General features: G+C 71.5%; 12 protein-coding genes. 6 read left to right on the top strand and 6 right to left on the bottom strand.

Annotation, left to right across the window (positions count from 1 at the left end):
* Positions 1-16 precede the first annotated feature (16 nt).
* Complete coding sequence (locus EV190_RS09355; RefSeq protein WP_133741098.1) at positions 17-1,165, bottom strand: hypothetical protein; 1,149 nt, start codon at positions 1,163-1,165, stop codon at positions 17-19.
* Positions 1,162-1,737 carry an RNA polymerase sigma factor gene (locus EV190_RS09350; RefSeq protein WP_133741097.1) on the bottom strand — a complete coding sequence of 192 codons (576 nt, stop codon included), beginning with the start codon at positions 1,735-1,737 and terminating at the stop codon, positions 1,162-1,164. The genes EV190_RS09355 and EV190_RS09350 overlap by 4 nt, the downstream gene beginning before the upstream one ends.
* 284 nt (positions 1,738-2,021) lie before the next feature.
* Here EV190_RS09350 and EV190_RS09345 point away from each other — a divergent pair, with 284 nt between their 5' ends.
* The 4 genes from EV190_RS09345 to EV190_RS09330 all read left to right on the top strand — a co-directional run bounded on the left by EV190_RS09345 (position 2,022) and on the right by EV190_RS09330 (position 5,157).
* Positions 2,022-2,252, top strand: coding sequence for a hypothetical protein (locus EV190_RS09345; protein ID WP_133741096.1), 231 nt, complete (start codon positions 2,022-2,024; stop codon positions 2,250-2,252).
* 135 nt (positions 2,253-2,387) lie between these two features.
* Complete coding sequence (locus EV190_RS09340; protein WP_133741095.1) at positions 2,388-2,714, top strand: hypothetical protein; 327 nt, start codon at positions 2,388-2,390, stop codon at positions 2,712-2,714.
* 239 nt (positions 2,715-2,953) lie between these two features.
* Positions 2,954-3,598, top strand: coding sequence for a TetR/AcrR family transcriptional regulator (locus tag EV190_RS09335; RefSeq protein ID WP_133741094.1), 645 nt, complete (start codon positions 2,954-2,956; stop codon positions 3,596-3,598).
* Positions 3,595-5,157, top strand: a complete 1,563-nt coding sequence (locus EV190_RS09330; protein WP_133741093.1) for an MDR family MFS transporter — start codon at positions 3,595-3,597, stop codon at positions 5,155-5,157. The genes EV190_RS09335 and EV190_RS09330 overlap by 4 nt, the downstream gene beginning before the upstream one ends.
* Positions 5,158-5,220: 63 nt before the next feature.
* Here the strand turns inward: EV190_RS09330 and narI are convergent, their stop codons facing one another.
* The 4 genes from narI to EV190_RS09310 are packed head-to-tail and all read right to left on the bottom strand — an operon-like array spanning position 5,221 to position 12,132.
* Complete coding sequence (gene narI / locus EV190_RS09325) at positions 5,221-6,003, bottom strand: respiratory nitrate reductase subunit gamma (protein ID WP_133741092.1); 783 nt, start codon at positions 6,001-6,003, stop codon at positions 5,221-5,223.
* Positions 6,004-6,008: 5 nt separating this feature from the next.
* A complete protein-coding gene (narJ, locus tag EV190_RS09320; RefSeq protein ID WP_133741091.1) occupies positions 6,009-6,713 on the bottom strand; it encodes a nitrate reductase molybdenum cofactor assembly chaperone in 705 nt (234 codons plus the stop codon).
* A complete protein-coding gene (gene narH / locus EV190_RS09315) occupies positions 6,710-8,428 on the bottom strand; it encodes a nitrate reductase subunit beta (protein WP_133741090.1) in 1,719 nt (572 codons plus the stop codon). The genes narJ and narH overlap by 4 nt, the downstream gene beginning before the upstream one ends.
* Positions 8,428-12,132 carry a nitrate reductase subunit alpha gene (locus EV190_RS09310; RefSeq protein WP_133741089.1) on the bottom strand — a complete coding sequence of 1,235 codons (3,705 nt, stop codon included), beginning with the start codon at positions 12,130-12,132 and terminating at the stop codon, positions 8,428-8,430. The genes narH and EV190_RS09310 overlap by 1 nt, the downstream gene beginning before the upstream one ends.
* 178 nt (positions 12,133-12,310) lie before the next feature.
* Here EV190_RS09310 and EV190_RS09305 point away from each other — a divergent pair, with 178 nt between their 5' ends.
* A complete protein-coding gene (locus EV190_RS09305) occupies positions 12,311-13,537 on the top strand; it encodes an MFS transporter (RefSeq protein ID WP_133741088.1) in 1,227 nt (408 codons plus the stop codon).
* 164 nt (positions 13,538-13,701) lie between these two features.
* Positions 13,702-13,938 carry a hypothetical protein gene (locus EV190_RS09300; protein WP_133741087.1) on the top strand — a complete coding sequence of 79 codons (237 nt, stop codon included), beginning with the start codon at positions 13,702-13,704 and terminating at the stop codon, positions 13,936-13,938.
* Positions 13,939-14,363: the final 425 nt, after the last annotated feature.

Genomic DNA, 14,363 nt, shown 5'->3' with positions numbered 1-14,363 from the left:
TCTCTCGGGAGAAGGGTCAGGAGCCCGTCTCCCAGGCCTCGACGGGAACCACCGGTTCCCCGGCCTCGGGGACGGGGCCCATCTCCTCGTAGGCGGTCCACGTCATGGGGTCGGCCTCGGGGACGCCCTCCTCGTCGGTCAGGTGGACCTCCCGCGCGAGCAGGACGCCCGTCCCGTCCTCGATGATCCAGCGCCGGAGCAGGGGGACGTCGGCGGACGGGGCGACCTCGAGCGCGATCCCCTTCCTCCCGAGCGGGTCGGCCGTCTCCCCGGCCATCCGGATGTCCGGGATCCCGGCCAGGACCTCGTAGAAGGCGGCGCGGGTGTCGGCCCTGACCGGGCTCTCGAAGAAGTCGAGCGCGACGTCCAGGACGAAGGCGTCGAACGGCTGCTCGCCGGGAGCGGTCTCCCAGACCGAGCGCAGCTCCCGCTCCAGCGCGCCGCGGGTGCCCGGCAGGGCGAACAGCTCCTGCGCGGTCAGGCCCAGCACGCCGTAGCGCTGGTCCCCGCCGTAGTACTCGGTGGACACGGGTTCCGCGTACGACAGCTCGGGCGAGCCCTCGCGCTCCCACAGCTTCCGGTCGGCCTCGGAGGCGAACACGACCTCGCTGTCCGTCTGCAGGTTGTTCAGGATGCGGTGGTCGCCGCCGATCCTGGTCCACCGTTCGCTGGTGAACTCCACGGTGACGTCCAGTCCGGCCAGTTCGGGGGCGTCCGCCCCCGGCTCCCTCAGGTACGCCTGCGCGCCCAGGACACCGGTCGGCCGGTGCTCGCGCGTCTTGACGTGCCAGTACCCGCCCTCCTCCGGATCGGCCACCGCCATCGCGTCCGCGTTGGCGAGCAGGAACTCGCTCGCGTCGGCGTAGGGCGGCGGGGCCTCGCCCCCGGCCTGGCCGGACTGCGGACCGGCCGGGAGCCCGATCGGGCCGGCGACCGCGGCGTAGACCGCTCCGCCCGCGAGGACCGCCGCCGCGGTGACACCGGCGATCAGCGTGAACGGGCGCGGAAGAGCGCGCCGGACCGCCCGCGCGGCGGCGGGCCGACCGGACATCGCGCGACTCAGCACCGCCTCGCGGCCGGCCCGGTGCAGCCGCTCGGCCTCGGCGCGCGCCGCCGCGGGTTCGAGGTCGGCGATGATCCGCACGGGATCGGACTCGGGGGTCATCGTGCCTCCTGGGTGGCGGGAGCGGGCTGGGGGCGGCGCCCGGACGCGCGCACGAGGCCGTCCCGGGCCGCGTGTCCGTGCTCCTGGCGGAGAAGACGGCGCAGCGCGCGGCGCGCGCGGTGCAGCCGCACGGTGAAGGCCGGGGTCGAGCAGCCGACGGTCCTGGCGGCCTCCGCCGCGCTCAGCCCGTTCCAGGTGACCAGCGTCAGCGCCTCGGCGTAGCGCTCGGGGAGCGCGCCGAGGGCCTCCAGCGCGCTCTGCCGTCCGACGACGTGCTCGGCGACGTCCCACTCGAGCACGTCGTCCTCGCTGCTGAGCGCCGTCACGCGTTCGACCAGCAGGCGCTGCCGCCGCTGCGCGTCGTAGTGCTTGTGCAGCAGGTTGCGCGCCACGCCCAGGAGCCAGGGCAGGGGCGAGCGCGGCACGGTGTCCAGCCGCTGCCAGGCGACCACGAACGTCTCGCTCGCGACCTCCTCGGCCACCTCGGGCTCGGCGCGCAGAAGGGCGTAGCCGAGCACTCTCCGGTGGAACTGGTCGTACAGCGCTGTCAGTCGATCGGCCGGGGATTCCACGGCATCCGTCCTCACAGTCGCGGGGGTGTCACCAGTAGTCCCGCCCAGGACGCCGCTTATTACACCCGGGAGGCGTGATCCTCCGGTCTCTCCGGTTCCGCCCCGGTACCTCCCGGACCGTCCGGCGGACGTCTGCGGACAGAACACCAGATCACGGCGGAGGGCCTGCGAAGTAATTCATTTGCCCCCTTCCCGTAACAAAGTCTGTGAAATACGGTCAAGGCGAGCATTACTCCGTTGGTGTACTCCCCCGGGAAACCCCCACCGCGCCGCAGAGGAGACCTATGCATCCCCCGAAGCACGAGACCCGCGCGCTCGGACGAACACTGCTCCTGGGCGCCGCCGTGTGGCTGGCGGGCTCCGCCGGTCTCGTGGCCCTGGCGGTCTCCATGGACGGCTCCTGGCCGTCGTATCTCTTCGGCCCCCTCTGCCTGGCCGCTCTGTTCGCGGTCCTGCCCTACCCCGACCGCCCCGGCCCCCGCCGCGTCTTCGCGTCGAGCGAGGACGAGCAGTAGGGAAGCCCCGGCGCGGGGACTCCATAGCGACCGTCCCCCCTTTCCGGGCACACCGGGAAAACCATTGGCCACCGGACGCGCTTCCCCCCTACCGTCGTGCTCGCACTGTCGTCCGGTCGAGGGAGGCCCGTACTCATGGCTCTGGTGAAGAAGGGGTCGCGGTTGATCACCGTGGACGGAACGGCCTACCGCTGGCGCACCCGCGGCCGTCCGACGTACGACCAGGCGCGCTTCGAGGCGCCGGCGACCTTCGCCGTCGAACTGGCCGAGGCCCCCGGAAGCGTCCTCGTCGTCACCACGCCGCACCCGCACACGCGCGGCGCCACCGGCCCGGTCGTGCCGATCACCCCGGCGGCGGTCGCCTCCGGGGTGCGCTCGGGCCTCGCGGACGGCTGGCGCCCCGAGAAGCCGGGCACGCCGCACCTTCTCCGCGTCGGGGACGCCGAGGCCGTCCCGTCCTGATCCGGTGGAATCGGGAGGGCCGGCCGGCCCTCCCGACCACCGAGGACCACCCGACCGGGCCGCATGACGCCGGGGCCCCGCTTCGCGACGACCGCGAGGCGGGGCCCCGGCGTCAGCGTGTTCCCGGTCCGGGCTGTCCGGCACCTCACATCCGCGGGAGCCGTTTTTTGCATGACTGCACGCTTGCACACGCGTAAGATTGCAGTCGTGCAATATTTCGACCACGGAAGGCCGCCCCCGTGACGAGCGGAACCGGCGAGACCCTTCGGACGCGCAAGCAGCGGCAGACCCGGGAGGCCATCCACCACGCGGCGCTGCGGCGCGTCCTCGACGAGGGGATCGACAACGTGACCGTCGCCGAGATCAGCGCCGAGGCCAACGTCTCCACCAGGACGTTCTTCAACTACTTCCCGACGAAGGAGGACGCGGTCCTCGGCCTCCCCGAGGAGATCGCCGACGACGACGCGATCGAGGCGTTCATCGACCGGGAGTGCTCCAGCGGGGACCTCGTGACCGACGTTTCGCACCTGGTCCGCTCGGTCTTCGCGGTGACGCCGAACGGCGAGACGTTCGAGCGGATCCGGGAGGCCATGACCCGCCACCCGCAGCTCAGGCGCCGCCAGCTCCAACGGGTCACCGCCATCGAGCAGCGGCTCTCGCGGACCGTCGCCGGACACCTGCGGACCGACCACCGGTTCTCCGACGGGGACGTCGACGTCGACGACGCCGCGCGCGTGATCGTCATGGTCTGCTCCAGCGCGATGCGCCTCGCCATCCAGAACGCCACCCGGAACGACGCGGAAGCGGGCTCCGCCGAGACGGCCGAGCACGCGTTCGACCAGGCAGTGGAACTACTGCGGAAGGTAATACGGAAGCTTCAATGACCACCACCGCCGTCCCCGAGGCATCGGGAAAGCAGTCGACGGACTCCCGCAGGGGGATCGTCCTCATCTTCGTCGCGCTCATGCTGGCGATGCTCCTGGCGTCGCTGAGCCAGACGGTCCTGAGCGCGGCCCTGCCCACCATGGTCGGCGAGCTCAACGGCGTCGACCAGATGCTGTGGGTGATGACCGCCTTCATCCTCGCGTCGACCATCACCATGCCGGTCTACGGCAAGCTCGGCGACCTCATCGGCCGCAAGGGCCTGTTCCTGGCCGCCATCGGGCTCTTCACCGCGGGCTCCGTCCTCGGCGGCCTCGCCCCCGACATGAACTGGCTGATCGTCGCGCGGGTCGTCCAGGGCCTCGGCGGCGGCGGCCTCATGATCCTGTCCCAGGCCATCATCGCCGACGTCATCCCCGCCCGCGAGCGCGGCAGGTACATGGGGATCATGGGCGGCGTGTTCGCCGTCTCCTCCGTCGCCGGGCCGCTGCTGGGCGGCTGGTTCACCGAGGGCATCGGATGGCGGTGGGCCTTCTGGATCAACATCCCCCTCGGCGTCCTCGCGTTCCTCGCCGTCCTCTTCCTGCTGCGCCTGCCCAAGGGCGTCTCGCGGCCGCGCCTCGACATCGCGGGCATGGCGCTGATGGCCGTCGCGACCACCAGCCTCATCCTGACCTCCAGCTGGGGCGGTTCGCAGTACGACTGGGACTCCCCGGTGATCCTCGGCCTCATCGCCACGACCGTCGTCACCGCGGTCCTGTTCGTCCTCGTCGAGCGCCGCGCGGCCGAACCGGTCATCCCGCTGCACCTGTTCCGCGACCGCAACTTCAACCTGACCACCGTCGCGGGCCTGTTCACCGGTGTGGCGATGTTCGGCACCCTCGGCTACATGCCCACCTACCTGCAGATGGTCACCGGCGCCAGCGCCACCAGGGCCGGGCTCCTCATGATCCCCATGATGGCCGCGCTCCTGGTCACCTCGACCGTCTCGGGTCAGATGGTGAGCAGGTCCGGCCGCTACAAGTGGCTGCCCGTCGCCGGGTCCGTGGTCCTCGCGGGCGGCCTCGCCCTGCTGTCCACCCTGGCCGTCTCCACCCCGGTGTGGCTGACCTGCGTCTACCTCGGCGTCATGGGCGTCGGCCTGGGGACGAGCATGCAGATCCTGGTGCTCATCGTGCAGAACTCCTTCCCGGTCAGCCAGGTGGGCACGGCGACCGCCGCCAACAACTTCTTCCGCCAGATCGGCGCGTCGCTGGGGTCCGCGGTCGTGGGCAGCCTGTTCACCGCCCGCCTCATCGACCAGCTGACCAGGAGCCTGCCCGCCGGAGCCGAGATGCCCGGCGGGGGCGGGACGCGCTCGCTCACCCCCGAGCTGGTCAACGGCCTGCCCGACGCCATCCGGGAGCCGATCGTCACCGCCTACAACGACGCGCTCGTCCCGCTCTTCCTGGCCATGACCCCGCTGGCGCTCGCGGCGGCCGTCCTGCTGCTCTTCGTGGTCGAGAAGCCGCTGGCCACCACTATCGAGCGCGAACCCGCGCCGGAGCCCGCCGCCGTGTGACCCCGGCGGTACGCGGACGAGCCCGCCCCGTCGCCCCGGGGCGGGCTCGTCCGCGTTCCGGGGTCAGCCCTCCCAGCCCCTGCGGACCACGCGCTCGGACCGGTTCGGGTGCTGGTCGCGGGTGCGGTACACCACGTAGGGGCGGAACGGGTACTGCACCGGGGCGCTGAACGCGTGCACCAGGCGGGTGAACGGGAAGAGCATGAACAGCGTCAGCCCCACCATCACGTGCAGCTTGAACGCGAAGGTCGAGGCGGCCATCGCCGCGACGTCGGGCCGCAGGATCCAGATGCTGCGGAACCACACCGAGACGGTCTCCCGGTAGTCGTGCCCGTGCCCGCCGGTCAGGTCCGCGCCCGCCGACAGCAGCGTCGTGGCCAGGCCCGCCAGGATCGCCATCACCAGGACGAGGTACATGACCTTGTCGTTGACGGTGGTCGCGCTGAACACCGGCCCGTTGGTGCGCCGCCGCCAGATCAGCAGGACGATCCCGCCGAGCGTGCACACCCCCGCGACGGTGCCCAGGGACAGCGCCATGAAGTGGTACATGTCCTCGGTGACGCCCATCGCCTCGGTCCAGCTCTTGGGGATCAGCAGGCCCGCGACGTGGCCGATGATCACCACCAGCAGGCCGAAGTGGAACATCGGGCTGGCGATGCGCAGCAGCCGCGACTCGTACAGCTGCGAGGACCGGGTGGTCCAGCCGAACTTGTCGTAGCGGTAGCGCCAGACGAGGCCGCCGACCAGCACCGCCAGGACCACGTAGGGGAACACCCCCCACAGGATGTGGTCGAGCGCGGTCGGGGCGACCGCGTCCACCGCGTGCCCCGCGTCCGTCGGGGTCATCGGGATCATCTCCGTCCTCCCGCTGTCGCGGCGGGCGCGCCCACTCCGGGCATGCCCAGGTCGACCGGCTTTCCGTACGCGTCGAGTCCCACGTCCTCGGCGGGCGGCCCCAGCTCGGCCAGGCGCAGCGCGGCCTCCCGCTCCTCCTTGCCGGGCGGCGGCAGCGTGTCGCCGATCGCGTCGAGCACGTCCGCGTACGGGGTGCCGGTCTCGTGCAGCCCGGCCCGCAGGAGCTCCAGCCCCGGCTGGAACCGGACCAGCAGCGCCTCGCCCCACTCGGCGTCGCCGATGGCCGCGAACTCCAGGACCACCGCGAGGTGGTCGGGGAGCTCGCCCGGGTCGAGCTCCCAGCCGCACCCGGCGTAGATCTCCTTGACCCGGGCGAGCGCGTGGCCGCGCCGCCGGGTGTCGCCGTCGGTGTAGTAGGTCATGTGCAGCGCCCGGCGGCGGCGCGTGTCGAACGTGTGGACGTAGTGCGCGCCGAGGTCGAGGGCGGGCTCGGCCTCCGCGTGCGCGCAGAAGGCGAGCAGCGCGTCGCGGGGCCCGCTTTCGGGCAGGTCGGCCAGCGCCTGCCGGACGATCGGCAGGTGCTCGTAGAACCGGGCGTCCGGGTAGCCGATCAGCAGCGAGGCCGCGCGGCGCAGGACGGCCCGCGTGCGCGGGTCCGGCCCGCTGTCCTCGGCGCGGGACGCGCGTCTGCGGAGTCTCACGGCTTCTCCTTCTCGTCGGGGGCGGCCCCGTTGTCGGACGGAGGGAACAGACCGTCGGGCTTCCCGTTCCCGTCCCAGTTCAGGAGGTTGACCCTGCCCTTCAGGTCGCTGCGCCCGTCGCTGGTCTGCCGCGTCTTGAGGGCGTGGAAGGTCTCCACGCTCGCGGCGTCGGGGCGGCCGGACGCCTCGCCGAACGGCACCGGGCCGCCCATCCCGCCCATGCCCGGGCCGCCCTCGAAGTCGAGGCTGCACCCGATCTCCTCGATCACGCCGCGATCGGCGTCGTCCACCCCGTAGGCGGTGGGGATGACGTAGCGCTCGTCGTACTTGGCGATCGCCAGGAGCCGGTACATGTCCTCGATGTCGGTCCCGCTCATCCCCACGGCCTCGGCCAGGGACTCGTCGCGCTCCTCGCCGAGGTTGATCCGGCGCATGTACGAGCGCATCGCCGCCAGCTTCCTGAGCACGGAGTCCACCGGCGCGGTGTCCCCGGCCGTGAACAGCTCGGCCAGGTACTCGACGGGGATGCGCAGCGCGTCGATCGCGCCGAACAGGTTCCCCGCGTCCTCGCCGTCGTGCCCCGTCTTGGTGAGGGTGTCCACCACCGGGGACAGCGGCGGGATGTACCAGACCATCGGCATCGTGCGGTATTCGGGGTGCAGCGGCAGCGCGACCTTGTACTTCTTGGCCAGGGCGTAGACCGGGGAGCGCTTGGCCGAGTCGATCCAGCGGTCCGGGATGCCGTCGCGCCGGGCCGCCTCCTGCACCTCGGGGTCGTTCGGGTCGAGGAACACGTCCAGCTGCGCGGGGTACAGGTCGTGCTCGTCCTCCACGGTGGCGGCCTCGCCCACCCGGTCCACGTCGTACAGGATGACGCCGAGGTAGCGCAGCCTGCCCACGCAGGTCTCCGAGCACACCGTCGGCATGCCGACCTCGATGCGCGGGTAGCACAGCGTGCACTTCTCGGCCTTGCCGGTCTTGTGGTTGAAGTAGACCTTCTTGTACGGGCAGCCGGTGACGCACATGCGCCAGCCCCGGCACTTGTCCTGGTCGACCAGCACGATGCCGTCCTCGGCGCGCTTGTACATCGCGCCGCTGGGGCAGCTCGCCACGCACGAGGGGTTGAGGCAGTGCTCGCAGATCCTCGGCAGGTAGAACATGAAGGTCTCCTCGAAGGAGAACCTCACCTGCTCGCCGAGCTTCTGCACGATCGGGTCCTGCCTGCCCAGCTCCTCGCCGCCGCCGAGGTCGTCGTCCCAGTTCGCGCTCCACGTGACGTTCATCGGCTCGCCGCTGATCAGCGACCGGGGCCGGGCGACCGGCATGTCGTCGCTCAGCGGCGCCTTGATCAGGTTCTCGTAGTCGTAGGTCCAGGGCTCGTAGTAGTCCTGGATGGCGGGCATCTTGGGGTTGGCGAAGATCGTGGCGAGCTTCTTGAGCCGCCCGCCCGCCTTCAGCTTCAACTTCCCGCCGGGGGTGCGGACCCAGCCGCCCTCCCACTTCTCCTGGTCCTCGTAGCGGCGCGGGTAGCCCTGGCCGGGACGGGTCTCCACGTTGTTGAACCAGACGTACTCCATGCCGCTGCGGTTGGTCCACGCCTGCTTGCAGGTCACCGAGCAGGTGTGGCACCCGATGCACTTGTCGAGGTTCATCACCATGGCGACCTGGGCCATGACCTTGCCGATGCGCCGCCCGGACGCCGATGGGGTCGCCATCAGTACGTCACCTCCGCCTGTCGCTTGCGCACGACCGTGACCTCGTCGCGCTGGTTGCCCGTGGGGCCGATGTAGTTGAACGCGTAGGCGAACTGGGCGTAGCCGCCGATCAGGTGCGTCGGCTTGACCAGCACGCGGGTCAGCGAGTTGTGGATGCCGCCGCGCTTGCCCGTCGTCTCCGTCTTGGGGACGGCGATCACGCGCTCCTGGGCGTGGTACATGTACACCGTCCCGGCGGGCATCCGGTGGGAGACGATGAGGCGCGCCGCGACCACGCCGTTGCGGTTGACCGCCTCGACCCAGTCGTTGTCGCGCGCCCCGATCACCTCGGCGTCGCTCGGGCTCATCCAGATCGCGGGGCCGCCCCGCGAGAGGGTGAGCATCAGCAGGTTGTCCTGGTACTCGGAGTGGATGGACCACTTGGAGTGCGGGGTGAGGTAGCGCACCGTCACCTCCCGCTCGCCCGTCGGGCCGAACGCGGGCTCGCCGAACAGCTTCTGGATGTTCAGCGGCGGCCGGTACACCGGCAGCGACTCCCCGAACTCGTGCATCCAGTCGTGGTCGAGGTAGAAGTGCTGGCGGCCGGTGAGCGTGTGCCAGGGCTTGTCGTGCTCCAGGTTGATGGTGAACGGGGAGTAGCGCCGTTCGGGCGCCTCCTTGCCGGACCACTCGGGGCTCGCGCCGACGGGGGTGGGCCGGGTCTGGGTGTCCTTGAACACCACGCGCCGCTCGTGCCCGCCGTGGATGAGCTCGTCCATGTCGGTGCCGGTCCGCTCGGCCAGCAGCTCGAAGCCCTGCGCGGCCAGCCGCCCGTTGCTGGTGCCCGACAGCGCGAGGATCATCTCGCACGCCTTGATGTCGGTGTCGATCAGGGGGCGGCCGTCGGCGACGCCGCCGCGCGCGGTGCCGTTGCGCCGGGCCAGCCACTCCATCTCCTCGTCGGGGGTGAACGTGACCCCCTTGACCGGCAGCTTCTTCTCCACCGCGAGCGGGCCGACCGCCCTCATCTGCTCGGCGACGGCCGCGTAGTCGCGCTCGACCTCGATCAGGTTGGGCATGGTCACGCCCGGGACCGGGACCTCGCCCAGGGCCTTCCAGTCGGGGACGCCGCCGCCCGGCTGGGCGAGCTCGCCCGGCGTGTCGTGCTGGTGCGGCGCGGCGACCAGGTCGGTGACCGTGCCCAGGTGCGTGGCCGCCAGTTCGCTGAACCGCCGCGCGAGGGCGTGGAAGGCGTCGAAGTCGCTGCGCGCCTGCCACGGCGGGTCGATGGCCGGGGTGAAGGCGTGCACGAACGGGTGCATGTCGGTGGTCGACAGGTCGTGCTTCTCGTACCAGGTGGCGGCCGGGAACACGATGTCGGACAGCAGCGTGGTGCTGGTCATCCGGAAGTCGATCGACAGCAGCAGGTCGAGCTTGCCCTCGGGGGCCTCCTCGCGCCACACGACCTCGGTGGGCCGGTGCTCGGGCGCGGCCTGCTCCCCCTGCACGCCGGACTGGGCGCCCAGCAGGTGGCGGTGGAAGTACTCGCTGCCCTTGGCCGAGGAGCCGAACAGGTTGGACCGCCACACGGTGAGCACGCGCGGCCAGTTGCGGGGGTCGTCGGGGTCCTCGGCGGCGAAGCGGATCTCCCCCGACGCGAGCCGCTCGGCGACGTAGTCGGCGGTCTTCTGCCCGGCGGCCCTCGCCTCCTCGACGAGGTCGAGCGGGTTGCGGTCGAAGGTCGGGTACGACGGCATCCAGCCCATGCGCGCCGAGGCCGCCACCATGTCGGCGGTGTGCTTGCCCGCGAGGCGGCCGGGGCCGGTCGGCGCGGTGAGCGCGTCGGCGTCGTAGGTGTCGTAGCGCCACTGGTCGGTGTGCAGGTACCAGTAGGGGGTCCCCGCCATGAAGCGCGGCGGGCGGCACCAGTCCATGGCCGAGGCGAACGTCGCCCAGCCCGTCTGGGTGCGGCACTTCTCCTGGCCGACGTAGTGCGCCCAGCCGCCGCCGTTCACGCCCTGGCAGCCGGTGAGCAGCAGCATCGTGAAGAACGCGCGGTACATCGTGTCGCCGTGGAACCACTGGTTGACGCCGGCGCCCAGGATGATCATGGAGCGGCCGCCGGTCTTGTCCGCGGTGTCGGCGAACTCGCGGGCGATACGGATCGCCCGCTCGGCCGGGACCGAGGTGACGGCCTCCTGCCAGGCCGGCGTGTAGGGCTCGTCCGCGTCGTCGTAGCCGGTGGGCCAGGTGCCGGGGAGGCCGGGGCGGCCCACCCCGTACTGGGCGAGCAGCAGGTCGTAGACGGTGGTGACGAGCCTGCCGCCCACCCGCCGCACCGGCACGCCGCGCACCAGGGACTCGCCCGCCCCCGCAGGGGAGTCGAAGCGGGCCAGCTCGACCTCGACCGTCTCCGCGTCGTCGCCGTACAGGCTCAGCCGCGGCTCGACGCCCTCCAGGTCGAGGTTCCACCTCCCCTTGCCCGCCTCGCCCCAGCGGTGGCCGAGGGTGCCGTTGGGGGTGACGATCCCGTCGGTCCGCCCGTCGACGACGACCGGCTTCCAGTTCCCGTTCTCCACGGGGGCGCCGTCCCCTGCTCCGGGCAGGTCGTCGGCCATGAGGAACTTGCCGGGGGTGTAGCGGCCGCCGCGCTCGTCCAGGCTGATCAGGAAGGGGAGGTCGGTGTACTTCTTGACGTACCGGTCGAAGTTCTCGGTGCGCCCGTCGACGAAGTACTCCTTGAGCATCACGTGCCCCATGGCCATGGCCAGCGCCCCGTCGGTGCCGGGGTGCGGGGCGAGCCACTCGTCGGCGAACTTGGTCGCGTCGCTGTAGTCGGGGGACACCACGACGACCTTCTGGCCCCGGTAACGGGCCTCGGTCATCCAGTGGGCGTCGGGCGTGCGGGTGACCGGGACGTTGGAGCCCCACAGCACCAGGTAGGCGGCGTCCCACCAGTCCCCGGACTCGGGCACGTCGGTCTGGTCGCCGAACACCTGCGGGGAGGCGACGGGGAGGTCGGCGTACCAGTCGTAGAACGACAGCATCGAGCCGCCGACCAGGTTCACGAACCGCGCCCCGACGCCGTGCGACACCTGCGACATCGCGGGGATCGGCGAGAACCCGGCGACGCGGTCGGGGCCGTACTCCTTGATGGTGTGCACGTGCGCGGCCGCGGCGATCTCCACGGCCTCCTCCCACGTGATCCGCACCAGGCCGCCCTTGCCGCGCGCCGACTGGTAGGTGCGGCGCTTGACCGGGTCGGTGGTGATCTCGGCCCACGCCGCGACCGGGTCGCCCAGGCGGGCCTTGGCCTCGCGGTACATCTCGATCAGCACCCCGCGCCCGTAGGGGTAGCGGACCCGGGTGGGCGAGTAGGTGTACCAGGAGAACGCCGCGCCGCGCGGGCAGCCGCGCGGCTCGTACTCGGGGCGGTCGGGGCCGACCGAGGGGTAGTCCGTGGCCTGGGTCTCCCAGGTGATTATGCCGTCTTTCACATAGACGTTCCAAGAGCACGAACCGGTGCAGTTAACACCGTGAGTCGACCTTACGACTTTGTCGTGGCTCCATCGGTCCCGATAAAACACGTCCCCTTCGCGACCTCCGTCCTTAAAGACGGTACGAAGGTCCCTTGACGCTTTCGAACGCGTCAGATAAACACCCGCCCGCAGCAGAAGATCAGCGGAATTGCCCTTCTGAGCTGCGGTTTCACCGCCTTTAGTCATGATCAGCCAACCCTCTGTTTACTGTCTGTGCTGTCGGGTAGAGCACAGCGCGGACTTTTCCGGGACCGAAATCCCACCCAATCACAAATTACCCCTCCAGCAGACTCACGCAACACCGGGGTTTAATTTGGTTCGCCGTTGGCCTGTCTTATGGTGAGCTCGTCGGAAGGTGGGAAAAATGGACGGTGGCACGGGCGCGACGAACGCGCCGGCGGTCCGCGGAGGGACCGCAGGAGGAAATCTCTTTCTCGGGACGGCCGCGTTCGTCCTGACGTTCTGGGCGTGGAACCTCATCGGCCCCCTGGCCAGGACGTACACCGAGGCGCTGGGCCTGTCCCCGACGCAGACGTCGCTCCTGGTGGCCTTCCCCGTGATGGTCGGCTCCCTGGGCCGGATCCCGGTGGGAGCCCTGACCGACCGCTACGGCGGACGGGTGATGATGGCGGCCGTCTGCTTCGTCTCGATCATCCCGGTCGCGCTGGTGGGCCTGTCGAGCGACTCGTTCGCGATGCTGCTGCTGTGGGGCTTCTTCCTCGGGGTGGCGGGCACGTCGTTCGCGGTCGGCATCCCGTTCGTGAGCGCCTGGCACGAGCCCCGGCGGCGCGGCTTCGCCACCGGCGTGTTCGGCGCCGGGATGGGCGGCACCGCGCTGTCGGCGTTCCTGACCCCGCGGCTGGTCGAGGCGCTCGGCCTGCTCAACACGCACCTGGTGATGTGCGCCGCCCTGGCCGCGATGGGCGTGGTCATGCTCCTGTTCAGCCGCGACGCGCCCGGGTGGAAGCCGAACACCGCCCCGGTCGCCCCCCGGTTGAAGGACGCGCTCAGGCTCAAGGCGACGTGGCAGAACATGCTGCTCTACGCGGTCGCGTTCGGCGGGTTCGTGGCGTTCTCCACCTACCTGCCGACCCTGTTGCAGACCGCCTACGACTTCGCGCAGACCGAGGCCGGGATGCGCACCGCCGGGTTCTCCCTCGCCGCGGTCGCCGCCCGCCCCGTCGGCGGAATCCTGGCCGACCGGATCGGCCCGGTGAAGGTCTGCCTGGCCTCCTTCGTCGGCACCACCGCCATGGCCGTCGTCCTGGCCTTCCACCCCCCGGCCGAGCTGCCCGCCGGCGTGTCCTTCGTCCTCATGGCGGTCGTGCTGGGGTTCGGCACCGGCGGCGTCTTCGCGCTGGTCGCCACGGTGGTCGAACCCGCCCGGGTGGGCACCGCCACCGGCCTGGTCGGCGCCGCCGGCGGCCTCGGCGGCTACTTCCCGCCGCTGGTGATGGGCGCCGTCTACCAGGCCACCGGCGCGTACACCATCGGGTTCGCGCTGCTGGCCGCGGTGGCCCTGGCCGTCGCGGTCTACACGGCCCTGGCCTTCCGCGGCGTCGGCACCGCGTCCCCGGCGGCCCGGAGCTGACCCGGACCGGGTCCCGCCGCCGGTACTCCGGCGGCGGGACCCTGCGGGTTTCCGCCTCCTCCGGGCGGGGCAGCAGAGGCTCGACGCCGCCGCCCGGGGGACCCGGCACTCCCGCGCTCCGGACGGACGGCGGGACACGTCGGATGGAGGAGCGGAGGTCCGTGATGACCGCCTCCCGTCGGATGGCGCGGTACCGCGCGTGGGCGGCGCTGGCGCTGCTGGGCGTCGTACTGCTCGGCTCGTGGCTGGCCGACGCCCACGAGGCCAACACCGCGCTGAGCGCCCTGATGGCCCTGACCTGGGTCATGCTGGTCTTCCGGGAAAAGGGGCAGGACCCGCCCCCCGCCGCGCCGCGGCCACCGGACCCGTCGCCGGAGGGGCCGCCCGGCGAAGGCCCCTGAGCGGACCCGCTGCCCGACCGGCCCTCCGGCGGCGGGTGTGGCGAGGACGGATCGAGGCCGCGCCCACATCACCGGGCAAGTGGCCTGTGGGGTCCGCGCGTGCCCGCCGGATGTCCGTGACGCGGCGGTTCGAGGGCCGGTCCCGCTCTCACCCGGAATGATCACGGGCTTTCCGCCCTTCCCGGCCCCGAAACGGGCAGAAAGCCCAAGGCCGTCAACGGAACCCTCACGCAACGGACATCACGGGCGCGGCCCCGGCCCCCGCCCGCCGTGGCCCCGCGATCCGCACGGCAGGAGGCCGAAAGACCCCCCGAAGCACCGGCACGCGAACCACCCCCGCGCCGGAGGCTCCCCGGAAGCCGATCCGAAGTTTTTCCGAAGAGGGCCCTGGAAGAGTCTCCGACGTGCGCCGCACCGGGCGGTGC

The organism is Actinorugispora endophytica, from assembly GCF_004363075.1.
GTDB classification, from domain to species: domain Bacteria; phylum Actinomycetota; class Actinomycetes; order Streptosporangiales; family Streptosporangiaceae; genus Actinorugispora; species Actinorugispora endophytica.
This window is presented reverse-complemented; position numbering and strand designations above follow the sequence as displayed.

Coding starts and splice junctions, on each gene's coding strand:
- EV190_RS09355 (WP_133741098.1), bottom strand. CDS start 1,165: ATGACCCCCGAGTCCGATCCCGTGCGGATCATCGCCGACCTCGAACCC.
- EV190_RS09345 (WP_133741096.1), top strand. CDS start 2,022: ATGCATCCCCCGAAGCACGAGACCCGCGCGCTCGGACGAACACTGCTC.
- EV190_RS09340 (WP_133741095.1), top strand. CDS start 2,388: ATGGCTCTGGTGAAGAAGGGGTCGCGGTTGATCACCGTGGACGGAACG.
- EV190_RS09330 (WP_133741093.1), top strand. CDS start 3,595: ATGACCACCACCGCCGTCCCCGAGGCATCGGGAAAGCAGTCGACGGAC.
- narI (WP_133741092.1), bottom strand. CDS start 6,003: ATGACCCCGACGGACGCGGGGCACGCGGTGGACGCGGTCGCCCCGACC.
- narH (WP_133741090.1), bottom strand. CDS start 8,428: ATGGCGACCCCATCGGCGTCCGGGCGGCGCATCGGCAAGGTCATGGCC.
- EV190_RS09310 (WP_133741089.1), bottom strand. CDS start 12,132: ATGACTAAAGGCGGTGAAACCGCAGCTCAGAAGGGCAATTCCGCTGAT.
- EV190_RS09305 (WP_133741088.1), top strand. CDS start 12,311: ATGGACGGTGGCACGGGCGCGACGAACGCGCCGGCGGTCCGCGGAGGG.
- EV190_RS09300 (WP_133741087.1), top strand. CDS start 13,702: ATGACCGCCTCCCGTCGGATGGCGCGGTACCGCGCGTGGGCGGCGCTG.